Source organism: Geomicrobium sp. JCM 19055 (assembly GCF_000698185.1).
GTDB classification, from domain to species: Bacteria; Bacillota; Bacilli; order Bacillales; family Marinococcaceae; genus Geomicrobium_A; species Geomicrobium_A sediminis.
In genome coordinates this window covers 50,033-73,080 of the sequence record NZ_BAXL01000012.1, presented here as the reverse complement: position 1 = coordinate 73,080, position 23,048 = coordinate 50,033, and the positions used below count along the sequence as shown (strand labels likewise).

General features: G+C 41.0%; 30 protein-coding genes and 2 pseudogenes. 21 read left to right on the top strand and 11 right to left on the bottom strand.

The features are described from left to right. Window position 1 precedes the first annotated feature (1 nt). Window positions 2-325, top strand: a complete 324-nt coding sequence (locus tag JCM19055_RS29450) for an HAD hydrolase family protein (protein WP_052366264.1) — start codon at window positions 2-4, stop codon at window positions 323-325. A 49-nt stretch (window positions 326-374) separates the two neighbouring features. Here JCM19055_RS29450 and def read toward each other — a convergent pair whose 3' ends face one another. Both def and JCM19055_RS25470 read right to left on the bottom strand, forming a co-directional pair. Then, window positions 375-917, bottom strand: coding sequence for a peptide deformylase (def, locus tag JCM19055_RS11790; RefSeq protein ID WP_042359856.1), 543 nt, complete (start codon window positions 915-917; stop codon window positions 375-377). Between the two features lie 164 nt (window positions 918-1,081). Beyond that, the gene (locus JCM19055_RS25470) at window positions 1,082-1,240 is read right to left on the bottom strand and encodes a YjcZ family sporulation protein (RefSeq protein WP_081833646.1); all 159 of its coding nucleotides are present in this window, start codon (window positions 1,238-1,240) and stop codon (window positions 1,082-1,084) included. 187 nt (window positions 1,241-1,427) lie between these two features. On the opposite strand from JCM19055_RS25470, the gene JCM19055_RS11785 reads away from it, so the two are divergent. From JCM19055_RS11785 to lpdA, 5 genes and pseudogenes are all read left to right on the top strand, one after another. Further along, the gene (locus tag JCM19055_RS11785; RefSeq protein WP_193745400.1) at window positions 1,428-2,072 is read left to right on the top strand and encodes a YkyA family protein; all 645 of its coding nucleotides are present in this window, start codon (window positions 1,428-1,430) and stop codon (window positions 2,070-2,072) included. Window positions 2,073-2,545: 473 nt separating this feature from the next. Then, window positions 2,546-3,631 carry a pyruvate dehydrogenase (acetyl-transferring) E1 component subunit alpha gene (pdhA, locus tag JCM19055_RS11780; protein WP_042359855.1) on the top strand — a complete coding sequence of 362 codons (1,086 nt, stop codon included), beginning with the start codon at window positions 2,546-2,548 and terminating at the stop codon, window positions 3,629-3,631. Further along, window positions 3,631-4,610: pseudogene (locus tag JCM19055_RS11775) on the top strand (alpha-ketoacid dehydrogenase subunit beta). Before pdhA ends, JCM19055_RS11775 begins: the two are co-directional and overlap by 1 nt. 31 nt (window positions 4,611-4,641) lie before the next feature. Beyond that, window positions 4,642-5,937, top strand: a complete 1,296-nt coding sequence (locus tag JCM19055_RS11770; protein ID WP_042359854.1) for a dihydrolipoamide acetyltransferase family protein — start codon at window positions 4,642-4,644, stop codon at window positions 5,935-5,937. A 3-nt stretch (window positions 5,938-5,940) separates the two neighbouring features. Beyond that, the gene (gene lpdA, locus JCM19055_RS11765) at window positions 5,941-7,350 is read left to right on the top strand and encodes a dihydrolipoyl dehydrogenase (RefSeq protein ID WP_042359853.1); all 1,410 of its coding nucleotides are present in this window, start codon (window positions 5,941-5,943) and stop codon (window positions 7,348-7,350) included. A gap of 46 nt (window positions 7,351-7,396) precedes the next feature. Here the strand turns inward: lpdA and JCM19055_RS11760 are convergent, their stop codons facing one another. Further along, entirely contained in the window at window positions 7,397-8,170 is a 774-nt protein-coding gene (locus JCM19055_RS11760) for a LysR family transcriptional regulator substrate-binding protein (protein WP_042359852.1), read from the bottom strand. Between the two features lie 9 nt (window positions 8,171-8,179). Further along, complete coding sequence (locus JCM19055_RS31715; protein ID WP_081833645.1) at window positions 8,180-8,308, bottom strand: LysR family transcriptional regulator; 129 nt, start codon at window positions 8,306-8,308, stop codon at window positions 8,180-8,182. Between the two features lie 117 nt (window positions 8,309-8,425). On the opposite strand from JCM19055_RS31715, the gene gltS reads away from it, so the two are divergent. Genes gltS through JCM19055_RS31705 form a run of 4 tightly spaced genes read left to right on the top strand, consistent with a single transcriptional unit; the run spans window position 8,426 to window position 10,648 of the window. Beyond that, window positions 8,426-9,631 (top strand): sodium/glutamate symporter, encoded by a 1,206-nt coding sequence (gene gltS, locus JCM19055_RS11755; protein ID WP_042359851.1) that lies wholly within the window; start codon window positions 8,426-8,428, stop codon window positions 9,629-9,631. Window positions 9,632-9,649: 18 nt separating this feature from the next. Beyond that, window positions 9,650-9,793, top strand: coding sequence for a hypothetical protein (locus JCM19055_RS31710; protein WP_370543100.1), 144 nt, complete (start codon window positions 9,650-9,652; stop codon window positions 9,791-9,793). Window positions 9,794-9,800: 7 nt separating this feature from the next. Then, complete coding sequence (locus JCM19055_RS11750; RefSeq protein ID WP_370543106.1) at window positions 9,801-10,478, top strand: arginase family protein; 678 nt, start codon at window positions 9,801-9,803, stop codon at window positions 10,476-10,478. After that, window positions 10,475-10,648, top strand: a complete 174-nt coding sequence (locus JCM19055_RS31705; protein WP_370543099.1) for a hypothetical protein — start codon at window positions 10,475-10,477, stop codon at window positions 10,646-10,648. The genes JCM19055_RS11750 and JCM19055_RS31705 overlap by 4 nt, the downstream gene beginning before the upstream one ends. A gap of 50 nt (window positions 10,649-10,698) precedes the next feature. On the opposite strand, the gene JCM19055_RS11745 is transcribed toward JCM19055_RS31705, so the two are convergent. The 3 genes from JCM19055_RS11745 to JCM19055_RS31695 form a co-directional block, all read right to left on the bottom strand. Further along, on the bottom strand, window positions 10,699-11,100 hold the full coding sequence (locus JCM19055_RS11745; protein ID WP_042359850.1) for a hypothetical protein: 402 nt from the start codon (window positions 11,098-11,100) through the stop codon (window positions 10,699-10,701). A 126-nt stretch (window positions 11,101-11,226) separates the two neighbouring features. Beyond that, window positions 11,227-12,012, bottom strand: a complete 786-nt coding sequence (locus JCM19055_RS31700; protein ID WP_370543098.1) for a BCCT family transporter — start codon at window positions 12,010-12,012, stop codon at window positions 11,227-11,229. Next, window positions 11,898-12,929, bottom strand: coding sequence for a BCCT family transporter (locus JCM19055_RS31695; RefSeq protein WP_370543097.1), 1,032 nt, complete (start codon window positions 12,927-12,929; stop codon window positions 11,898-11,900). The genes JCM19055_RS31700 and JCM19055_RS31695 overlap by 115 nt, the downstream gene beginning before the upstream one ends. 181 nt (window positions 12,930-13,110) lie before the next feature. Here JCM19055_RS31695 and JCM19055_RS11735 point away from each other — a divergent pair, with 181 nt between their 5' ends. From JCM19055_RS11735 to JCM19055_RS11730, 3 genes are all read left to right on the top strand, one after another. Continuing rightward, the gene (locus tag JCM19055_RS11735; RefSeq protein ID WP_042359849.1) at window positions 13,111-13,980 is read left to right on the top strand and encodes a polysaccharide deacetylase family protein; all 870 of its coding nucleotides are present in this window, start codon (window positions 13,111-13,113) and stop codon (window positions 13,978-13,980) included. A 159-nt stretch (window positions 13,981-14,139) separates the two neighbouring features. After that, window positions 14,140-14,256, top strand: coding sequence for a GapA-binding peptide SR1P (locus JCM19055_RS25460; protein WP_081833644.1), 117 nt, complete (start codon window positions 14,140-14,142; stop codon window positions 14,254-14,256). A gap of 209 nt (window positions 14,257-14,465) precedes the next feature. After that, window positions 14,466-14,744, top strand: coding sequence for a UPF0223 family protein (locus tag JCM19055_RS11730; protein ID WP_042359848.1), 279 nt, complete (start codon window positions 14,466-14,468; stop codon window positions 14,742-14,744). Between the two features lie 162 nt (window positions 14,745-14,906). On the opposite strand, the gene JCM19055_RS11725 is transcribed toward JCM19055_RS11730, so the two are convergent. Further along, window positions 14,907-15,407 carry a YktB family protein gene (locus JCM19055_RS11725; protein ID WP_370543096.1) on the bottom strand — a complete coding sequence of 167 codons (501 nt, stop codon included), beginning with the start codon at window positions 15,405-15,407 and terminating at the stop codon, window positions 14,907-14,909. Between the two features lie 249 nt (window positions 15,408-15,656). On the opposite strand from JCM19055_RS11725, the gene JCM19055_RS11720 reads away from it, so the two are divergent. Both JCM19055_RS11720 and JCM19055_RS11715 read left to right on the top strand, forming a co-directional pair. After that, entirely contained in the window at window positions 15,657-15,845 is a 189-nt protein-coding gene (locus JCM19055_RS11720; RefSeq protein ID WP_042359847.1) for a hypothetical protein, read from the top strand. Between the two features lie 110 nt (window positions 15,846-15,955). Then, the gene (locus JCM19055_RS11715) at window positions 15,956-16,759 is read left to right on the top strand and encodes an inositol monophosphatase family protein (protein ID WP_052366262.1); all 804 of its coding nucleotides are present in this window, start codon (window positions 15,956-15,958) and stop codon (window positions 16,757-16,759) included. Window positions 16,760-16,796: 37 nt separating this feature from the next. Here JCM19055_RS11715 and JCM19055_RS11710 read toward each other — a convergent pair whose 3' ends face one another. Further along, a complete protein-coding gene (locus tag JCM19055_RS11710; RefSeq protein ID WP_042359846.1) occupies window positions 16,797-16,976 on the bottom strand; it encodes a DUF5325 family protein in 180 nt (59 codons plus the stop codon). Between the two features lie 150 nt (window positions 16,977-17,126). Here JCM19055_RS11710 and typA point away from each other — a divergent pair. Next, a pseudogene (gene typA, locus JCM19055_RS11705) lies at window positions 17,127-18,961 on the top strand (translational GTPase TypA). A gap of 44 nt (window positions 18,962-19,005) precedes the next feature. Further along, window positions 19,006-19,326 (top strand): YlaH-like family protein, encoded by a 321-nt coding sequence (locus JCM19055_RS11700; RefSeq protein ID WP_042359899.1) that lies wholly within the window; start codon window positions 19,006-19,008, stop codon window positions 19,324-19,326. Window positions 19,327-19,367: 41 nt separating this feature from the next. Here the strand turns inward: JCM19055_RS11700 and JCM19055_RS11695 are convergent, their stop codons facing one another. Beyond that, the gene (locus JCM19055_RS11695; RefSeq protein WP_042359845.1) at window positions 19,368-19,559 is read right to left on the bottom strand and encodes a YlaI family protein; all 192 of its coding nucleotides are present in this window, start codon (window positions 19,557-19,559) and stop codon (window positions 19,368-19,370) included. A 144-nt stretch (window positions 19,560-19,703) separates the two neighbouring features. Between JCM19055_RS11695 and JCM19055_RS11690 the strand changes: the two genes are divergently transcribed. Beyond that, window positions 19,704-21,050: a PhoH family protein gene (locus JCM19055_RS11690; RefSeq protein ID WP_042359844.1), complete on the top strand. Its 1,347-nt coding sequence runs from the start codon at window positions 19,704-19,706 to the stop codon at window positions 21,048-21,050. Between the two features lie 13 nt (window positions 21,051-21,063). Here JCM19055_RS11690 and JCM19055_RS23810 read toward each other — a convergent pair whose 3' ends face one another. Continuing rightward, window positions 21,064-21,306 carry a hypothetical protein gene (locus JCM19055_RS23810; RefSeq protein ID WP_052366261.1) on the bottom strand — a complete coding sequence of 81 codons (243 nt, stop codon included), beginning with the start codon at window positions 21,304-21,306 and terminating at the stop codon, window positions 21,064-21,066. Between the two features lie 335 nt (window positions 21,307-21,641). Between JCM19055_RS23810 and JCM19055_RS29445 the strand changes: the two genes are divergently transcribed. The 3 genes from JCM19055_RS29445 (at window position 21,642) to JCM19055_RS11675 (ending at window position 22,942) form a co-directional block, all read left to right on the top strand. Then, window positions 21,642-21,812, top strand: coding sequence for a hypothetical protein (locus JCM19055_RS29445; protein ID WP_265182056.1), 171 nt, complete (start codon window positions 21,642-21,644; stop codon window positions 21,810-21,812). Continuing rightward, entirely contained in the window at window positions 21,760-22,590 is an 831-nt protein-coding gene (glsA, locus tag JCM19055_RS11680; RefSeq protein WP_370543105.1) for a glutaminase A, read from the top strand. The genes JCM19055_RS29445 and glsA overlap by 53 nt, the downstream gene beginning before the upstream one ends. A 73-nt stretch (window positions 22,591-22,663) precedes the next feature. Beyond that, window positions 22,664-22,942, top strand: coding sequence for a YlaN family protein (locus tag JCM19055_RS11675; protein WP_042359898.1), 279 nt, complete (start codon window positions 22,664-22,666; stop codon window positions 22,940-22,942). The last annotated feature ends 106 nt before the right edge of the window (window positions 22,943-23,048 follow it).

Sequence of the window (23,048 nt, the reverse complement as noted above, 5' to 3'; positions counted from 1 at the left end):
ATTGAAGAAGCACACGGCTACGAAGATAATTACCCACAGTTCGATTTCGTACGCTGGCATGAATTATCGCTTGATCTTATTCCGAACGGTGGTTCAAAAGCTGTTGGCATTAAAAAAAGTTGCCGACCTCTTACACATCGATATGAAAGATACGATTGCGTTTGGTGACGGTCTTAATGATATTGAAATGCTCCAAGCAGCTGGAACTGGAGTAGCAATGGGAAATGGAAAAGACATCGTTAAAAGTGTAGCTGATTTTACGACAACGCACGTTGACAACGAAGGAATTTACGAAGGTCTCAAAAAGCTGGCACTGCTTTCATAGAACACTAAAAGCGCGACGAGGAATTTTCCTCGTCGCGCTTTCTCATGCATTAAACAGGTAGTGGTCGTTTGTGTGGTCCATCGTATTCTTCAATACGGTCATAAAACATAATGCCGTTTAAGTGGTCCATTTCATGCTGAATTACGATTGCAATATAACCACGAAAACGCATCCGAATGTGCTCTCCGTCCAACGTGTGTGCGTCAAGGGTAATACGTGCATGACGCGGTACGAGACCCTCAACTGGTCGATCAACAGACAAGCAACCTTCACCGTTCTCAAGACTCGTTTCTTCCACAGAATGACTGACAATTTTAGGGTTAATAAACCCGTAACTGTGTAATTGATCTTTCTCATCTGTCGTATGAATGGCAAACATTCGTTTTGCTACACCGATTTGAGGGGCTGCAAGGCCACTACCAGGTCGTAAATCGTATTCTTCTGCAATTGCTTGGTCTTGACTGTTCGTTAAATACTCGTGCATTTCTTTAAGGACCGCGAGGTCTTCGGTACTTGGAGGAAGTGCGACTTCCTTCGCGACTTCTCTTAAAACAGGGTGTCCTTCACGGACAATTCTGTCCATCGTAATCATCCATTGTTCCTCCTTATGTGTAAAACCTTGATGTATGAGTACATAAATCGTTGTTTACGGGAATAAGATACTTCGTAAAGTATAGCAGATGTATGTGGATTTAGACAAAGCAATCAAGAAAAATAGCAGTCACATTGTGTGACCGCTATAAAAGGGAAAAGCTGTTATTTTTTATCTCCGTAACAAGCACCAACGATGACTAAAAGAATGAAAAGTACAACGATGAGTGCGAAGCCTTTCCCTGCTCCGAATCCACCGCCACCACCGTAGTTGCCGTAACCATAACCACCGTAGCCGCTATAACCGCCATAACCATATGACATGGAGAATACCTCCTTTTGTATTCGCTTTACGCGTTACCTTTACAGAGTATGCAAAGCGTGTAGAAATGGTTTGGATTTTCGCCTAAAAAAAAGCTAAGGTGCCTTGTTAACAATTACCAAATATACTTTGCAAATGCTACTTTGTTCTTATATGATGAATGAAGACGAAAGTCAGGGAGGGCACTTGATGACAAAACGCATGACGATATGGGCAACGATGCTCGGACTATTGCTCATCGTATCCGCTTGCGGGAACTCCGCTGAAGAAGAACTGTTCGAACATATTGAAGAGGCGATCGCATTAGAGCTTGAATTCGAACAACAACAAGAACCGTTAGTTGAGGCTGAAGAACGAGAATATGAATTGTTTGAAGAGATGGTGCAATTAGGTTTAGGTGAAATGGATGAGATTGAAGAGAAAGTTAATGAAGCACTTGAGCTTGCCTCAGAGCGTAAAGAACGAATGGAAACTGAACGTGAGAGCATAGAGTCAGCGTATGCCCAGTTGATGGAAGGCGAAGAGATGGTTGAAGAAGTTGAGTCGGCACGTCAAGATGAGGTAAAGGCTGTCTTTGAAGCAATGCAAGGTCGTTATGAGGTTCATAAGGAATTGTATGACAATTACTTACAAGCAATTGCTTTAGACGAAGAGCTGTATACGATGTTCTTGAATGAAGATTTATCATTTGAAGAACTTGAAGAACAGATCAATGACGTAAATGAATTGTATCGTACGATTAATGACAACAAAGAAGCATTTAATGATCAGACAGAACGTTTTAATGAAGCAAAAGAACAATTTTACGAGTCTGCCGAACTGCTAGAAGCGTAATGGAGAACGGAAGATGTACTCATCATTATAAATAAACTTAATAAGCAAAGCGTACGACACATTAGAAAACGGACTTAGTGTAGTCCGTTTTTTTATGTCTGAATGAACGATGTTGTTTAGGGGAAACTCGTTTGTGATGCGCGTAAGAAATTAATCTGTATCAATATATAAACGCGAAAATCACAAGATGATATATAACAGATTGGAGTTGTTCGTCAATTTTAACAATGTATCGATTAGAAAATGAATATATAGCCGTAAGGATTGACGAATGATTTATTATTCATGTATGCTGTTATTGAAATGTTGTGTATTAGTTTTTAGATGAGTGTCCGTGAAACAGATTCAACTCTTATTTGAGATTGAAAAGTAGTGATTCAGGGTACGTTAATCATTAGGGAATCGCTCAAGTTTGTTCGCTCAACAAGGCATGCTACACAATGCCTGATAATAAATGAAAGAGGTGAGCCGCTTTGGCTGAAAAGACGATTGAAGCAGTAGAAGACAAGTTTGAAACTTTTCAGGTACTAAACGAAGACGGTAAAGTCGTAAACGAAGATGCACTACCAGACTTAAGTGATGATCAACTTAAGGAACTTATGAAACGAATGGTCTACACACGTGTTGCTGACCAACGTGCCGTTTCTTTAGGACGTCAAGGTCGTTTAGGTTTTTATGCGCCAGTTGCAGGACAAGAAGCGTCAATGCTCGGTTCTCATTTTGCTCTAGATAAAGAAGATTGGATTGCACCAGGTTATCGTGACATTCCACAATTGATTTGGCACGGGTACCCATTATCAAAGGCGTACTTATTCTCAAGAGGCCACTATAAAGGCGGACAGATGGAAGGCATTAATGTGTTGATGCCACAAATCATCATCGGTGCGCAAATCGTACAAGCTGCAGGAATTGCACTTGGACTTAAGAAAAAACAAAAAGAAAACGTCGTCATTACGTATACAGGTGATGGTGGTTCATCTCAAGGTGACTTCTATGAAGGAATGAACTTTGCAGGCGCATTTAATGCACCAGCGATCTTTATCGTTCAAAACAACCAATTTGCGATTTCTGTTCCAGCTGAAAAGCAAACAGCAGCAGGTACGATTGCTCAAAAAGCAGTTGCTGCCGGAATCGAAGGCGTACAAGTAGACGGAATGGACGTTTTGGCAGTTTATGCTGCAACAAAGAAAGCTCGTGACAACGCGATTTCAGGAAACGGTCCTACACTAATTGAAACGCTTTGTTACCGCTACGGGCCACACTCCCTTTCTGGTGATGATCCAACAAGATATCGTACTGAAGATCAAGACGATCCTTGGGAGAAGAAAGATCCACTCGTTCGTTTCCGCAAGTTCCTTGAGGAAAAAGGACTTTGGTCAGAAGAACAAGAGAACGAAGTTGTTGAGCAAGCGAAAGCGGACGTTAAAGCTGCAATTAAAGAAGCAGACGAGACGCCTCGTCAAAAGGTAAGTGAACTCATTGAGATCATGGGTAATGACCTCAGTTCTAACCTTGAAGAGCAACTCGAATACTATCGTGCGAAGGAGTCGAATGAATAATGGCAGAAATGACAATGATTCAAGCAATTACTGAAGCCATGCGCACGGAACTAAAAAAAATGATGAAAACGTCTTGTTATTCGGTGAAGACGTCGGTCATTACGGTGGTGTATTCCGTGCCACACAAGGTCTTCAAGCAGAATTCGGTGAAGAGCGTGTCTTTGATACGCCGCTTGCTGAATCAGGAATTGGTGGTCTTGCAATCGGACTCGGGTTAACTGGATTTAGACCAATTATGGAAATTCAGTTCTTCGGTTTCCTTTTTGAAGTAATGGACGGAGTCGCAGGACAGATGTCTCGTACTCACTATCGTTCTGGTGGACACTATAGTAGCCCGATTACAATTCGCGCGCCTTTTGGTGGCGGTGTAAAAACGCCAGAGCTTCACTCTGATAGCTTAGAAGGCCTTATTGCACAAACGCCAGGGATTAGCGTTGTAATTCCTTCAACTCCTTATGATGCTAAAGGACTTCTAATTTCAGCAATTAGAAGCAATGACCCTGTCGTATTCCTCGAACACATGAAGCTTTACCGTTCTTTTAAAGGTGAAGTTCCGGACGAAGAATATACAATCCCACTCGGCAAAGCAGACATTAAACGTGAAGGTAAAGACGTTACACTCATTGCCTATGGCGCTATGGTGCATGAAGCGCTTAAAGCTGCAGACCGTTTAGAGAAAGAAGACATCAGTGCTGAAGTCATTGACCTTCGTACTGTAAGTCCATTAGATCTTGATGCGATTTTAGAATCTGTTAAGAAAACAAACCGCGTAGTTGTTATTCAAGAAGCACAGCGTCAAGCAGGCGTCGGTGCAACAATTGTCGCTGAAATTAGCGAGCGTGCAATCTTACACTTAGAAGCACCAATTGCTCGTATTGCAGCACCAGATACGGTATACGCTTTTGCTTCTGATGAAGATGCTTGGCTTCCAAATGCTGAAGACATCTATGAAAAAGCGAAAGAAACGATTGAATTTTAAACGAGCGTTCACGAAAAGGAGGTAGCAACTTATGGCTTACAAATTTAAGCTTCCTGATATTGGAGAAGGCATCCATGAAGGTGAAATTGTTAAGTGGTTCGTTAAAGAGGGAGACAAAGTCGAAGAGGACGATGTTCTTTGCGAGGTGCAAAACGACAAGGCCGTTGTTGAGATCCCATCTCCAGTTGAGGGTACAGTATTAGAGATTAAAGTTGACGAAAACACAACGACTACGGTCGGTGAAGTCATTCTAACAATCGATGACGGTAGTGAAGATGATGAGGAAGAAGAAGTAAAAGAAGAAGAATCATCATCTAAAGAAGAAACAAAAGCAAGCGAAGAGAAGAGTGAAAAAGAAACGACAAGCTCTTCATCTAAAGAAGATCAAGCTGATTCAGCTGACGATAAGCGTGTGATTGCGATGCCGACAGTCCGCAAATATGCGCGTGAGAACGATGTAAACATTCAACAAGTCACAGGTAGTGGCAAGAATGGTCGCGTTCTAAAAGAAGACATCGATTCATTCGTAAGTGGCGACCAGCCATCTGCTGACGCTTCTAGCGATGAGCAATCAGATGAAAGCAGTACGACTGAAACGAAGCAAACGACATCAACAGAGTCTACCGTCACTGAAGAGCGTGTACCACTTAAAGGTGTGCGTAAAGCGATTGCTAAAGCAATGGTAAATAGTAAGCACACAGCTCCTCACGTAACACACATGGATGAAGTTGAAGTGAGTGCACTCGTTGAAAACCGTAAGAAGTTCAAGCCGGTTGCAGCTGAACAAGACATTAAGCTTACGTACTTGCCGTACGTTGTCAAAGCCTACACGTCTGCACTTCGCGCTTACCCTGCATTGAATGCTTCAATTGACGATGAAAATGAAGAGATTGTTTACAAGAAACAATTCAACGTTGGAATCGCAGCGGATACAGATCGTGGTCTAGTTGTTCCTGTTGTTCGTGATACAGATCGTAAATCAGTATTTATGCTTGCATCAGAGATTACTGAACTTGCAATTAAAGCTCGCGATGGAAAATTAACGAGTGGTGAGATGCAAGGTGGTACGAGCACGATTTCAAACGTCGGCTCTGCAAGTGGAGCTTGGTTTACACCAGTTATTAATCATCCAGAAGTTGCTATTCTCGGTATCGGTCGAATTGAAGAAAAAGCCGTTGTCGAAAACGGAGAAGTTGTCGTAAGACCGATGCTTGCATTATCATTAAGTTATGATCATCGTCTTATTGATGGTGTTACTGCACAAAATGCACTGAATCACGTGAAGCGTTTGCTTAACGATCCAGAGCGCATAATAATGGAGGGGTAATTCATGGTAGTAGGAGATTTAGCAGAAGAAGTAGACACGCTGATTATTGGGTCTGGCCCAGGGGGATACGTTGCAGCAATCCGTGCCGCACAACTCGGACAAAAAGTAACGATCGTAGAACGCGAGAACGTGGGTGGCGTTTGTCTAAACGTTGGTTGTATTCCTTCTAAAGCTTTAATTGAAGCGGGTCACCGTTTTGAGAAAGCTCAAGGTACTGACGAAATGGGAATTACGACAGAAAACGCAACACTTGATTTCTCTAAAGTTCAAGAATGGAAATCAGGCGTTGTTAAAAAGTTAACCGGAGGAGTCGAAGGACTTCTTAAGGGCAACAAAGTAAACATCGTGAAAGGTGAAGCTTACTTTTCTGCCAAAGATACAGTAAGAGTTTCTGGTGAGAACTACAACTCTCAATCGTACAAATTCAAAAACTGTATCATTGCAACAGGATCTCGTCCAATTGAACTTCCTCCGTTCCCACTAAGCGACCGTGTAGGAACGTCAACAGGTGCTCTAGCACTTGAAGAAGTACCAAAGCGTCTTGTCGTTATTGGTGGAGGTTACATCGGTGTTGAGCTTGCAGGTGCGTATGCAAACCTCGGTAGCCAAGTGACTGTACTTGAAGGTGAGAAGCGTATTCTTACTGGATTTGAAAAGCAAATGGCTCAGCTCGTACAACGTCGCTTAAAGAACAAAGGTGTTGAGTTTATTACTCAAGCCAAAGCTTCAGGCGTTGAAGAGACAGATGAGGGCATTACAGTATCTGTAGATGTTAAAGGCGAAGAGCAAAAAATCGAAGCGGATTACTTGCTCGTATCTGTTGGACGTCGTCCAAACACAGATGAGCTCGGTCTTGAGCAAATCGGTGTAGACGTAACAGATCGCGGTCTTATTAAGACAGACAAGAAACTTCGTACGAGCGTTGACAACATTTTTGCAATTGGTGACATCGTTGATGGCCCACAACTTGCACACAAAGCGTCTTATGAAGGTAAAATTGCAGCAGAGGTTATCTCTGGAGAAGCAAGCGAAATCGATTACCTCGGTATTCCACTCGTTGCCTTTACAGAGCCTGAGCTTGCATCTGTTGGACACACTGAGGAAAGCGCGAAAGAAGCAGGATTTGAAGCGAAAGCTTCTAAATTCCCATTCCAAGCAAACGGCCGTGCATTATCACTTAACGACTCTGATGGCTTTATGAAGCTCATTACTCGTAAAGATGACGGACTAATTATCGGTGCACAAGTAGCTGGACCAAGCGCATCTGATATGATTGCTGAGATCGGTCTTGCAATTGAAGCGGGTATGACAGCTGAAGATGTTGCAATGACAATTCACGCTCACCCAACACTTGGTGAGATTACGATGGAAGCAGCAGAAGTTGCAATCGGTACACCAATTCATATTAAGTAATTAAAAAGTTTTAAAACCCTCTGTGATCTATAACACAGAGGGTTTTTTATGTTGCGTCATCTAACAGATTGTGATTGAATTCTAAAGTCAATGAAATAAGTTTAGTTATTGCCTCAGGTAAATATCGGTGCAAATGATAATTTACATAGACCATTCTTGTAGGTGTTGGGTCAATCATCGTATAAACGTAGAGATCAGTGAATTGTTCGGAATAGGATACATAACTTTTAGGAATCATTGCCACGCCTAAACCGCGATTTACAAAAGCTAATGCTGTCTCAAATCTCTCCACTTCAAATTTAATAATTGGCTCGGTTTCAGCAATTCTAAATGCATCTAAGATGTCTTTATGTGTTTGGTATTCTTTTGGAGGCAATATGAGGGGCGCGCTTCCTAATGTTCTCATAGAGATCGTTCCTGTAGTTGATATGGGGTTCTTTGAAATTGCAACAATGTCTTCCTTATATAATGGTAGGCTCGCAATACCTTCTGTATTGATGAAGTAATTTGTAATGGATACATGGGTATCGTAACGATGTATAGACTGTATAACATCCTCTTTGCGTAAAATCTCTTGAAATTGATACATTAGTGAAGGGAAAAGTGCATTGTGCTCCATGACAACTGAGGCCATCCAGTTTTTCGTTGATTCAATCATGCCTATGATTACTTTACCGGAACCACCTTCTCGAATGGCATTCACTTCAATTGTTAATGCTTTGTGCCGATTCATTAATTCTTGATTTGCTTCGTAAAATCGCTCTCCTGACTCCGTAAGCGTAACTTTCCTTTTAGAACGCTCAAAAAGTAAAAAAACCAATTTCGTCTTCTAATTTTTTTTAATTGCCTGTGTTAGTGAAGGTTGAGATATTTTTAGTTTATTTGCAGCTTTTGTGAAATTCTTCGAATCGCATAGTTCTTGGAAGTACGATAGTTTTCTGAAATCGATGATAGCCACTCCTTTTTATAATAGGTAAAACCTATTAAGTGATTGAATATTAGTATTATAAACTATTATTACACATGTATATAATCATACTAGACAAAGAAATCATGTATAAGGAGGTTAAGTGATTTGGAAATTCATTATATTACGACATTCTTTATAGCGATTTTATTATTAATTGTCGGAAATGGTATTGTTTCTAATGTTAAAGTTTTAGATCGCTACTCAATACCCGCTCCGGTTGTCGGAGGTTTACTAGTTGCTACCCTAGTTTTTATGCTTCATCAATTTGAAGTGATACAAATTGTTTTTGATACAACACTTCAGGAAATTTTTATGCTCGTATTCTATACAACGGTAGGTTTAAGTGCTAGTTTTGCACTTATTAAAAAGGGTGGAAAGCTATTGCTCGTATATTGGGCGATTGTTGGTGTGCTCGCTTTGTTGCAAAATTTAATCGGAATTTCAATGGCTAGAATTTTTGGATTAGATCCTTTAATTGGTGTGATGACTGGATCTGTATCTATGTTAGGTGGACATGGCGCAGCAGCGGCTTTTGGAGGGACAATTGAATCTCTAGGAGTTGAAGGAGCTGTTACAGCTGGGATAGCGACTGCAACATTCGGTTTAGTCATTGGGGGGATTATTGGTGGTCCGATGGTTCGATACTTAATTAAGAAATATAAACTCTCACATGGGGATGTAACATTAAAAAAGTTACATCCTGATCAAAAGAAAGAGAGAGAAGTTCATGAAGCTACCTTAACAGCAAATCGTATCTTCTTACATCTTGGTCTCATTACGTTTTGTATGAGTGTAGGGGGTTATTTAGGAGATGCATTTACCGAATGGACAGGATTTGTACTACCGAATTATGTTGGAGCAATGGTAATTGCTGTTATCGTAAGAAACTTATTTGATCGTTATCAAACGAATAAAACGTTACAATTCTCAAACGAGCTAGTTGCGCTAATTGGTGCAGTTGCTTTAGGGGTCTTTCTAGCAATGGCATTAATGAGCATTAAACTTTGGGAGATTGTAGACCTAGCATTGCCTTTGTTAACAATCGCTCTTCTTCAAGTAATTCTCGTCATTGTTATTGGGATTTTTCTGTTATTCCCAATTTTGGGTAGAAATTATGATGCAGCCGTAATGATAGGTGGATTTGCAGGTCATGGGGTAGGTGCTGTACCGACTGCTATGGCAAATATGGATGCGATTACACAAAAGTATGGACATTCTAAACAAGCGTTTCTAATCGTACCAATTGTAGGAGCTTTTCTTGTAGATTTTATCTCATTACCGATAATTATTTTTTTGTATAAATTATTTTAGCTAAAGGAGAATGTAATCGTGTATCCTTATCCACAGTTAAATCGACCAGAATGGGTCTATACTCAAAAGCCAGTAAGTGATGATCCAAAAGTACATGAATGGATACAAACTCTTGGGGATTCTAATAATGAAAATCATTTAAAATCTTTGAAAAAAAGCTGATGTAGTACTGGCGGGTGTTCCATTATCTAAATCGAGTATTAGTGCATCGTTTGCTAGTGAAACTCCAAATGAATTACGAAAGCTTTGGAAATCATTCAATCCATATAATTTAGATGAGAATGTAGATTTAACATCATTAAATGTCTTTGATATAGGAGATTCTAAACAAGCGATTACCAATATCGACTATAGTCACGAACAAATAAAACAGATGATGATATCAATGCAAACGTTTCACCCTCGTTCAGTACCTATCATCATGGGTGGTGACCATAGCATTACTGCACAATTAATCAAAGGTTACAAACAAGTTCATAATACAGAAACAATAGGGATTTTACAGTTAGATACTCATTTCGACTTAAGAGATCCGAGTGAAATCGGTCCAGCGAATGGTACGCCAATTCGACAACTTATCGAAGGTGGAATTGTAAGAGGAACTGACGTTCATACTATTGGATTGCACGGTTACTTTAATGCAAAATCATTAAAGCATTACGCAGATACTCATGGAGTGAATTATATAACCCTAAAACAAGCTCGAAAAATTGGAGTAAGGCAAACCGTCATTAATGCTTTAGAGATGCTAGATCAAACTGTAGATATGATATACGTAACGATTGATATGGATGTGCTTGATTCAGCCTTCGGTCCAGGGCACCTGCGTCTACACCAGGTGGTATGAGAACGGATGAACTTTTTGAAGCAGTTATGGAGGCAGGACGTCATCAGAAGGCAAATGCTATGGATATTGTCTGCATCGATTATAGTAAAGATGTGGAGAAACAGACGTTAAAAGCTGCAGTTCACGTGATGCTAGATTATATGACAGGATTAAAACAACGTCATATTTAAAGGAATAAAAACAGACCGTAATTCCCAAAAGGGGATTACGGTCTGTTTGGTTAATAAAAGCTATAGCGATCATAATCACTACGTAAATGATGTAAGATGATCTCTTTTGATGTTGGACCAGAAGCTCGCACGTAGTAGCTTCCGGTTTCTTGAAATACTAAAGCTGGGAACTCCGATAAATTTAATTCATCAACAAGCGCTTGTTCTTCATGTTTATCAACTAAGAGTACTTCTGTATCTGGATGTTCTGCATGGAACGTACTAATAGCTTCGAGGTATTTTCGTTCACTTTCGTGGTTATCATCATCGTAAATGAAAAATACAGTTGGTCGTTCAAGGTTTTCCGGGTTGTTAGCATGGCTAGATGGATGATGGTCTATAGAACATGCAATCAAAAGAAAACTACATAGAACAAGTGAAGTTAATTTCAATTTCGTTAACATTTCACGCATCCTTTCATCAGCCTTAGTGCGATCATATCATTAAAGGTAGATGAAAAGACTATATTTCCCATATTTGTAAACGTAACGAAAGTTCTGTGATGCGTTTGTTACAAAGCAGGAAAAACATACCAACAACTAGTTGTTTTGATTGTCATCCTTGTTTTGTGGATTTGTTGTTTTTGAATCTGTTGTTTGTTTCCGTTTTTGTTGTTGTTCTTCTTTTTTCCTTGCTTTTTCTTGTTCGCGAGATCGTTTGCGTTCTTTTCGTAACTGTTCTCGTTCTTCTTTTATAAGTTTTAATTCCTCATTCATTTCTTTGCGATTTCGAGCTTCTTTTTGATCAATTGCTTTACGCTCTTGAATTAACGATTTAATAAGTGAGACTGTCATGAGAATCATAATTACTGAGAACGGTAATGCTGCAATGATCGCAGCTGTCTGTAAGGCATCTAGTCCTCCGGCTAAGAGTAAGATCGCAGCTGCAGCTGATTGAATAATTCCCCAAACGGCTTTAACGGAAATTGGTGGATTCATTCTACCGCCCGTTGTTTGCATACCTAGAACGAATGTGGCTGAGTCTGCAGATGTAACGAAGAACGAAGCAATGAGAAGAACAGAGAGACCTGTCATAATCGTCGCTAATGGATATTGCTCAAGGAGCGCAAACAGTGCCATTTCTTCACCATTAGCAGGGTCTGAGATCATTGAGAATATCGCTCCGCCTGTTTGATTATCAAGTTCCATTGCTGCTGTACCAAATGTTGCAAACCACAATGCACTAACGGCAGTTGGAGCTAAAATCACGCCTAACACAAATTCACGAATCGTACGTCCTCTTGAGACGCGAGCAATAAATGTTCCGACGAATGGTGCCCAAGAAATCCACCAAGCCCAATAGAATAAGGTCCAGTCATTGACCAACTCGTTGCCGTTTCATCGTCAAATGCCGCGAGCCTAAAACTCATGTAAGGGAGGTTCTGTAAGTAACTACCTACAGTTTGCGTGAATGCACTTAGGGACATAACGGTAGGACCTACAACTAAGACGAAAAGTAAAAGCGCAAAAGCTAAGACGATATTCGCCATACTAAGTATTTTAATCCCTTTATTAATACCGGTTGCAGCTGATGCGATATAAATAACCGTGACAACGGCGATAATCCAAAGTTGTAATGTCGTGCTGTTTTGCACAGGGAAGAGTTGTGATAGTCCGGCGCCAACTTGTGCGGTTCCAAGACCTAGAGAGGTTGCGACTCCAAAAATAGTAGCAAATACAACGATGAAGTTAATGAGAGTTCCAATCCAGCCATCTGCTTTATCGCCAATCAGTGGGCGGAATGCTGCACTAACGACGCCTGGGGCATTATGTCTGAACCCAAAGTACGCAAGCGCAAGTGCGACGACTGAATAAATTGCCCAAGGGTGAAAGCCCCAGTGGAAGAAAGAATATTGAAGAGCCTCGGCGGCCGCGCGGCTCGTTTCACCTTCAACAGTTGCTGGATTGTAGTAATGGTTAAGTGGCTCTGCTGCTCCCCAAAAGACGAGCCCAATGCCCATACCAGCTGTAAATAAAAATGCGAACCAAGTGAAATAGTTGTATTCAGGTCGTTCGTCTGGTTTTCCTAGTCGAATCCGCCCGAAAGGACTGACGACAAGAAAAATGGAAAGGAGTACGAAGGCTGATGCGGTTAACATATAATACCAGCCAAGCTGTGTGGAAATTGCCGCTTGTAATGATGACAGCGTGTCCATCATATGCTCAGTTCCTATTGAGCCCCATAGAATAAATAGGGCGGCAACGACCACGGAGATGTAAAACACAGGTGTAAGTCGTTTCATACTAGCTACCAACTTCCTAATAAATTTGCTATGAGTAAATGAAAGCCAATAATTACCTTCCAGATTTCTCATAAGTATTTATCTTAACAAATAAGTTGTCCTTTTTGGTAGGAAAATATTTCTCATTTTGTGTCGATTCCTGTACTATGGAAAATGAATGGAATTAAATGGAGGTGGACGTATGAATAAGCCTAAAATGCTAATTGCCTTAGGAGCCTTGCCGTTGCTCGTATTAAGCGCCTGTGGTGACAACGATTCGGAAGAAACAGCAGCAGAAGTCGATGGAACGGATGAGCCAGTAGAAGAAGTGGAAACAGATATTGAAGATGAAGATGATGTAGACGATGAGCTAGAATCTGATGATGAAAATGATAATGCTGACGAAGAAGTTGAAGAAGAACCAGAAGATCTTGAACCACAATATACGTGGAACCAAGAGGCGGGTATCTTTGAAAGCATAGGAGATGCACAGAGTGAAGCGGTCTTGTTAACGATCGATGATGCTCCTGACAATCATGCAGTTGAAATGGCTGAGATTTTACATAATCTTGATGTAAGTGCAATTTTCTTTGTGAATGGACACTTTCTAACTACAGAAGAGCAAGAAGAAGAGCTATTGCAAATTATCGATTATGGCCATGCAATCGGGAATCATACGATGGGCCACCCAGACTTACAAACGCTCTCTGAAGAAGAGCAATATGAAGAAATAGTTGGACTGAATGATGTCATTGAAGACATTAGCGGTGAGCGTCCAGACTTCTTTAGAGCTCCATTTGGTTTGAATACAGACTATACGAGAGAACTTGCAAAAGACGAAGAGATGTTGTTAATGAACTGGACATATGGATATGATTGGGAAAGTGATTATTTAGAGGCAGAGCCGCTCGCTGACGTAATGGTAAACACTGAACTATTACGTAACGGTGCAAACCTACTCATGCACGACCGCGAATGGACGAAAGATGCTCTTGAAGATATTGTTCAAGGTATAGAAGAGAAAGGCTATCGCTTTATTCATCCTGATGAGATCGCTCTTGAAGATGAATAAGTTATACAATTATAAAGAAAAGCACACGTAGATGTTAATCTAGTGTGCTTTTTTGTGAGAAAAAAAATAAATGTGTTATACAAATAATCGTTGACAAGATAAATGTGACATCATATTATAGTATTAACAGTAATAAAACGCTTACAAGGAGTGTTGAAGATGTCAATAATTATTTGTGGAACGTGTGATTGTACAATCGAACATTACCAAAGTGAGAAGATAAGCACACTATATAGTAGTTGTAATGAGTGCAAAAGCAAAAAGAAAAAGAAGTAAGATCATACGCTCCCTTCAAAGCTGATCCTTTGAAGGGAGTTTTGTTTGTATTGTGCTATACAATTAGCTCGAGGAAAAGCTAAGCGTGTCTTTATGACTTCTCGGGTAAGTTCGTTCACTTACCTTTGTCTTACACGTCTACGATTTGGTACAATATGTGCGCGATGAACGTGCACATATTGTAGTGTGGTTTAAAGGAGGAAATGAGTATGGCAAAAGATGAAGTTTCAATTCCGTTATCTCCAGATTGGTCCCAAGAAGAAATTGTTGCGGTCGCAAATTTCTTCTCGGTCATTGAGCAAGTGTATGACCAAGGGAAACAAGCGAGTGAAGTTTTAGCAGCTTATAAACAATTTAAAGCGGTCGTTCCATCTAAAAGTGAAGAAAAGAAGACGTTTCAAGAGTATGATGAACAAGCTGATACGTCGACTTATGCGGTCATTCAAAAAGCAAAAGCAGTAGGGCCTGATGAGAAAGTAAAATTGTAATAAAAAAGGACAAAGAGAATGTCTCTTTGTCCTTTTTAGATGTTTAAGCTATGGCGGTACAAAGGTAATAATGTTTCGTACGTGGTAATCGCTGTTTCTTTTAGACGTTCATAGTTTTCAACGCGTGCATCACCGCGATTAAGTTGTAAGCCAATTAAGAACTCACCTTTTTTTTACGTCTCTAAACCGTTCTACTTTTGTACGTAGTGCTCCTTCATCCAAGTCTTGAATTTTCTCAGCACTTTTTTTTGTGTGATCTGTAGAAATTGCAAACTCTCCAGGTAACGATTTAAGTTCATCAATCTCATCTAAAAACGCTTGGCCAATTTCCGATTTATTCGGTAGTTCATAAATGTACGCTAGCCAGATAAATAAATGATCATCAAAAAGCCCGAGTTGGAAATGTGGGAGCTTTTTATAGCCTCGCTTGTTTGGGGCAACAGCGAGCCACGAGTCGTTTGGTGGGTTGGTTGTTCTTCTTAAATGCTTAGCAATGTGTAGATGCATGTCTTCACCGGTAAGACGATTTAATTCAGCAGTGAGCTCGTCTCCAATTTCTTTAAACTTAGGCTGAATTTGCTCGCGCAATGCTTCCATACGATTTTCAAGGCCTTCAATTGTAAATACGTCAAAGTCGGAAGGTGTAAATCCTGTTTTCTCCATAATGATCCCCTTTCTATTTATATTGTACTAAGTTGAGGATGTCTTGTCATACAATGAGTCACAATTCGTGTACGTGCATTTACCTAAAACATCGAATTAGAATGTCATTTGAAAATCGAAGCGCATATGATATAATATCCGAAATCAGAATTTTTAATCATGTGTCGCAGGTGATCGAAAGGCTTGGCCATCCGCCAAGTTCATAGGCGGCCCTAAGTTTTTCGGACAAAAAAATGAGGGGTGTATGTAATGGAACAAGTGATTCAAGCGATGAAGAGAAACGACGCTGAGAAACGAATTCCTGTTGTACGTCTAGAGATTGATTATGAATTGGTCACCCTACACGATTATATGGTAGCGAATGATGAAAAGGGAATAGAACAAGTGAAGCTTAAATTGAAGAAACTCACGCAGGAATTATTACGGCTTGAAGGTTAATCATATAGGGAGTTTTTAGCGGGCAGAAGCCCGCTTTTTTTTACTTTCAATGTCATGTAAGCTAAACTAAGTGGAAGAGAAATGGATGGCTGGGAGAAGGAGCGAGTGAATTGGAGACGCAACAAATGAACTGGTCAGCTTTAAAAGACGAGGCGGTATCTTTTGTAAAAACTGCAGCAACCCGCATTGTCGATGTGGAGCGTGAATCCTTACATATAGATACGAAAGAAGATGCAGATGACTTAGTGACAGATAAAGATATTGAAATTCAACGCCTGATGACCGATCAAATTCGAAAGTTCTATCCGACGCATCGCATTGTCGGGGAAGAAGGAGATCATGACGATGTTCATAACGACGACACGATTACGTGGATTATTGATCCAATTGATGGGACGACGAATTTCGTTCATCAGTCGATGAACTATTGCGTATCCGTTGGAATTTATCAACGAGGCATTGGATATGTTGGGATCGTTTATGATGTGAAAAGTGAAGAGTGGTTTACAGCGGTCCGCGGTCTCGGGGCGTACATGAACGGGAAGCGATTGCCAAAAAGAGCGTCGGTGCCATTTGAGCAAGCGATTTTAGGTTTTAACGCAAGGTGGCTCGTCGGTAAAGCTGACGAATCATTAAAACAAGGATTTCAGACGATTGTACGAGACGTGCGTGCGGTACGTTCGTATGGTTCAGCAGCTCTTGAAAGTGCGTATGTTGCTGCAGGGCGTCTAGACGGCTATATGAGCTTACGTCTATCACCGTGGGATTTTGCTGCGGCAAAAGTGTTGTTAGAAGAAACCGGCTGTGAATGCGTAAAAGTCGATGGTTCACCAATCTCTATTGAAGACCAGAGTACGTACTTAGCCGCCGTGCCAAACGTAAGCCAAGAGTTTTTGAGTCGATTACAATCATAAAAAAAAGAGCGTTCCGATGTGGAACGCTCTTTAACGTTTAAGAAGCAGTATTACGGGATCGATATTTGGAAGAACCCATAAAGGCAATAACGACCATAACAGTTGCCAAGATGGCAATCAAGAAACTGCGTTCAGCAACAGCAACACCGTATGTGGCAATACCTAATACAGCTAGGACGGCTAAAAGCAACACGGGCCAATGAATATTCTTCAACATTTTCACCTGCTTTTATTATTCTACATTTAGTGTAACGGAAATTGTCGTAATTGGAAAGGCACTTTATGAAGTGGAGTTGTCAAGAGAGATGTGCTAAAATAGAAAAGTTGAACAGTATAAGTAACGGATTATAAGGGGAGAAGTCATCTAGTGAACAATAAACATGAATTAAGAAATATAGCGATTATCGCACACGTAGACCATGGAAAAACGACACTTGTAGACGAATTATTAAAGCAATCAGGGACATTTAAAGAGCATGAGCAAGTCGCTGAGCGAGCGATGGACTCGAATGATCTTGAGAAAGAACGAGGCATTACGATCCTCGCAAAAAAAACACAGCGATTCAATACAACGATACGAAGGTTAACATTCTAGATACACCTGGACACGCCGACTTCGGTGGTGAAGTTGAGCGGATCTTGAAGATGGTAGACGGTGTACTTCTCGTCGTGGATGCATACGAAGGCTGTATGCCACAGACGCGCTTCGTATTAAAGAAAGCATTAGCACAAGAATTAACGCCTGTTGTTGTTGTAAACAAGATTGACCGTGAGAACGCACGTCCAGACGAAGTTGTAGATGAAGTGCTAGATCTTTTCATCGAGCTCGGGGCGACAGATGAGCAAATTGATTTCCCTGTTGTATATGCATCAGCGATTCAAGGAATCTCTAAACGTCCAGAAGACGAAGAGGATAGCGGTATGGAAGTTCTCTTTGACACGATCGTAAAAGAAGTTCCTGCACCTGTTGAAAACAGTGACGAAGGATTACAATTCCAAGTAACGATGCTTGAGTACAACGATTTCTTAGGCCGTATTGGTGTTGGGCGTATTTTTCGAGGTTCACTGAACAAAGGTGATCGTTGTGTCGTTGTAAAACGTGACGGGAAAGAGCAATCGTTCCGCGTGAGTAAAATGTTCGGTTTCCACGGTTTAGAGAAGGTTGAAATTGAACATGCCTCTGCTGGAGACATTATTGCCATTGCCGGTATTGATGATATCAACGTAGGGGAGACAGTTTGTCACGAAGACAACATCGACCCGCTACCGCTCGTTCGAATTGATGAGCCGACACTACAAATGACGTTCCTTACGAACAATAGTCCATTTGCAGGACTTGAAGGCAGCCATGTGACGAGCCGTAAATTAGAAGAGCGTCTGTTCCGTCAGTTAGAAACAGATGTTAGTTTGAAAGTTGAGCAAACAGAATCACCAGATGTTTGGACGGTTTCAGGTCGTGGTGAATTGCACTTGTCGATTCTCATTGAGAACATGAGACGTGAAGGCTATGAGCTACAAGTATCAAAGCCAGAAGTTATTATTAAAGAAATTGACGGTGTGAAATGTGAGCCTTATGAGCACGTTCAAGTAGACGTTCCAGACCAATATACAGGTTCTGTTATGGAGGCGCTCGGTGCACGTAAAGGCGAGATGCTCAACATGGAGCAACAAGGGGATGGACAAGTTCGTCTTGAGTTTAAGATCCCGTCTAGAGGTCTCGTAGGGTACAGTACAGAATTTATGAGTCAAACAAAAGGTTACGGAATCATTAACCACTCGTTCGATTCGTATCAACCTGCTTTTGACGGTCGCATCGCAGGGCGTCGTGAAGGTGTCTTAATTTCGAATGATAAAGGAAAAGCAACGACGTACAGCATGACTCAACTTGAAGATCGTGGTGTCATGTTTATCGAACCTGGTACTGAAGTATATGAAGGAATGGTTGTTGGTGAACACAATCGTGACAACGATCTTGCTGTAAACATTACGAAAGAAAAAGCAGCAAACAACATTCGTTCAGCAAACAAAGAACAAACAACAACGTTAAAACGACCTCGTATTCACACACTTGAAGAAGCATTAGAGTATTTAGGTGATGATGAGTACTGTGAATTAACACCTGATTCCATTCGTTTACGTAAGAAGACGTTAAATACGGCAATGCGTGAACGTGAAACGAAACGTAAAAAGAAAACCTCGTAACCTTTGATTAGGAAAAGGAGGAATCGATCGTGGAAGGTCGAGAGATGACTGTAGATGATGTGTCTTTTGCAGCGGGATTATTTAATTTACACGAAAACATTGCATTAGGGTTTTGGTTGTTATATTTGACCGTCGTAATCCTTTCAATTGTCGTGTTTAACCTTGGGTTTGCAAGGAAACTACCGCTTCTAAAAAACATCGTCGTCTATGCAGCGCTTTTAATAGGCTCATTAATTATTGCGTTCTTTGGCGTGTTTTATCCAGTAGTTGAATCACTCATTGTAGCCGGTCTTATACTCGGGATTTACCGAATCCGACTACGAATGCACAAACGGAGCAAACCGCAAAAAGAACAGACAAATTAAAACGGTACAGGTGAGGACTCTCACCTGTACCGTTTTTTCTTTTATGGATTGTTTTTATGATGGGGGATGTGATAATTGCCCGTCGCAAGACGCTCTTCTGTTCGTTTAGCAATGCGCTCATAGCAATCTTTACACGTGTACGTATGAATCGGTCGGTTACGTAACTTCTTTGTTTGTGGGTCTTCGTCGTTTAGAGAATCAACGCGATCACATAGTAAGCATTTCGCTCGCACGTTTCGTTCACCTCGTTCAAAAAAAGATAAAAATCGTTTTTCATATAGTAATCGTGCAATGAAATTGAAAGACTTGTCAACATTGAAGCTCTCTGTGCATAAAAAAGTAGTAGAGGATCAATGCATGACGGATGGGGACCCTCAATGCCGGGAGGTAATCGATTGAAGAATATTTACGTTCTTGATACCAATGTTCTTTTGCAAGATCCATACGCGCTGTTTTCCTTTAAGCCTCATGATGTTGTTATTCCAGCTGTCGTATTAGAAGAGCTTGATGCGAAAAAAAAGAACATGGATGAACTAGGAAAAAATGCAAGAGAAGTGGCAAGGATTCTTGATAAGTTGCGAGAAGAAGGACCGCTTCATAAAGGTATTAAAGTTGGAAGCGATTGTTTTGTGCGAGTCGAATTAAATCATAGCTCATACAAAACCGTTGGCGTGACTCTTCCGGATGTAACGAATGATAATCGTTTAATTGCAGTAGCATTAAATTTAAACGTGGAACAACAAGCGGCTGAGCAAGCAAGGAAAGTCATTGTCGTCTCAAAAGATGCGCTCGTTCGAATTAAATCCGAAGCATTTGGCTTAACTGCGGAAGATTTTCTGTATGATCGTGTTGTCGTGAATGACGAATTGTACAAAGGATATCGCCGTCTTGAAGTTGATGGAACAGTACTTGAGAGTTTTTATGGAAATCAAACGTTGCCAGTTCACGAATTGAAATGTGGTGAGCTAGAGCCAAATACGTTTTTAGTGTTAAAGAATCGACTGCAACCTTCTGTTTCAGGTTTAGCAAAAGTGAACCACTCTGCAACACATATTGAACCACTCCGATATGAGCGTGAGCACATTTGGGGAGTGAAGCCGAGAAATGTTCAGCAGAAAATGGCGATTGAATTGTTGCTGGACCCGCAATTACCACTCGTCACCCTTGCTGGAAAGGCAGGGACAGGCAAGACGTTGCTTTCGATTGCAGCGGGACTATATCAAGCTGAAGATTTAGGACGTTACAAAAAGCTACTCGTAGCAAGACCCGTCGTGCCACTAGGGAAAGATATCGGGTATTTACCAGGGGAGAAAGAAGAAAAGCTTCGCCCGTGGATGCAACCGATTTATGATAATTTGGAGTACTTGTTTAATACGAACAAGCCAGAGGAACTCGATCATATTTTAGCTGGCATGGGTGGCATTCAAGTGGAAGCTTTAACGTATATTCGTGGCCGTAGTTTGCCAAATCAATTTATTATTATTGATGAAGCGCAAAACTTAACGAAACACGAAGCCAAGACCATTCTTACACGTGTCGGAGAAAACAGTAAGGTCGTTCTCGTTGGAGACCCAGAGCAAATTGACCATCCGTATTTGGATGCGTATAACAATGGACTGACGTACGTGATTGAACGCTTTAAAAACGTTTCAATTAGCGGTCATACGGCATTAGAAAAGGGCGAGCGCTCAGCGCTAGCCCAATTAGCAGCAGATCTTCTTTAAGAGATGATCTTCATTATGCATCAAGCCGAAGCCCGACAACATCAGTGATCGGATTTTCGCGATTGGAACCGTCACCATAATAAATGTGAAGAGGACCACTCGTTTTAATGACTTGACCGTTTTCAGAGAATACTGCGATCCATTCTTTCGCAACGTCAATAGGCGCACTGTATTCTTCACCGTTTCGGCGAATAGCAACGAGCGTCTTCGCTTGCTCTGTCGGTTCAGCATTTTCAATAAAAGGTTTAAGAACCATCCATAGGAGCCTTCAATGAGGGCTTCTTTTTTCGTGCGGATTTGATTCGTTTGCCATCTTCTCGGTCCGAATTCTGGCTCTTCTGGCTTATCTTGTCCTGATTGTTCGTTAAAGTGTTGGTCCACATCGAGTTTGCGATTATCAAAGATCCATACCGTTGGTCGATGGTAATCGTGAATTTACTTTCTCCCGATAGTGTAAGTATGTGTTGATCCATTTGAATCCTCCTCTAATTCCTACATCAATAATCGTAACAGCTTGTCTTCGTTTATGCTACTTTATTATGATGATAATAGAAGAGAAAGGGCAACTTACTAAATAGGAGGTGGTAGTGTATGTTAACTGAGAATTTTGTAAGAGAAATGAAAAAAACAATTGAAGAAGTTCGTCTGCTTTCATCATCTGGGAATGTTGCTGATTACATACCTGCACTGAAAAAAAAGCGACCCGTCGATTGTTGCCTGCTCGATCTTTACAAAAGACGGGGCTTGTCATCGCTTTGGTGACGTCGGGACAACGTTTACGATTCAAAGCGTATCAAAAGTGTTGACGCTCGCATTAGCGATTGAAGATCGTGGGAAAGAGTATGTGTTTGAGCGCGTCGGTATGGAACCTACAGGGGATCCGTACTATTCAATGGCAAGGCTTGAGTTAACCGACCAATCAAAGCCACTTAACCCGATGATTAACGCCGGAGCACTGACGATTACATCCATGATTAAAGGCAATACAAAAGAAGAGAAGTTTGAGCGGATTTTGCATTTTATACGTGAACTTGCCGACGATGAAGACATTACGTACAACAAAGACGTTGCGCAAAGTGAATATGACACAACAGACAAAAATCGAGCGCTCGCTTATTATTTAAAGGCGAACAACATTCTAGAAGGCGACATTGATGAAGTGATTGATATTTATACGAAACAATGTTCAATTGAAATGAGTTGTTGTCACCTTGCTAGAATCGGTCAAGTGCTCGGCAACAGGGGATATAGTACACTACATGAAAGAGAGCTCGTCTCACCGAGAATTGCTCAACTCGTTAAGACGTTTATGGTAACGTGTGGCATGTATAACAGTTCAGGTCAATTAGCGATCGAAGCAGGCATTCCCTCAAAAAGTGGTGTGTCAGGTGCAATTTTAGGTACTTTACCTGGTGGCATTGGCATAGGCATCTACAGTCCGGCGTTAGATGAGAAGGGAAATAGCGTCGTAGGGATTGAACTTTTAAAGCGCATTTCACAAAATTACGATCTTAGCATTTTTTTAAGCGGTTACTTGTAGGATTCAACTTGCATTTTCTAGCTGTAGCCGATATGATGGTAAGAGAGTTCAAACTGGAGGGATGCATGTGCAGATGGAGACAGTGATGGACAGCAGAGAGCAGGCCTTCGCCATCCTAAAAGCAGATGCTGAGAAGATCAGGCAATTGATCGAAGTGCAGATGGATAACCTAACGATGCCGCAATGCCCATTGTATGAGGAAGTGCTCGATACACAGATGTATGGTTTGTCTCGTGAAATTGATTTTGCGATTCGATTGAATCTTATTGATGAGACAGCTGGAAAGAACATATTGTCAGAACTAGAACGTAAATTAGCCGCGTTACATGATGCAACTGTCGTGAATAAATAGAGCCATTCTATCTACATAGAATGGCTTTTTTTAGTGTTTTTACGAGTACATTCGACACAATCATGTGCCGATTAGTAGCCGACCTAGAAATGAACGTGATATGATA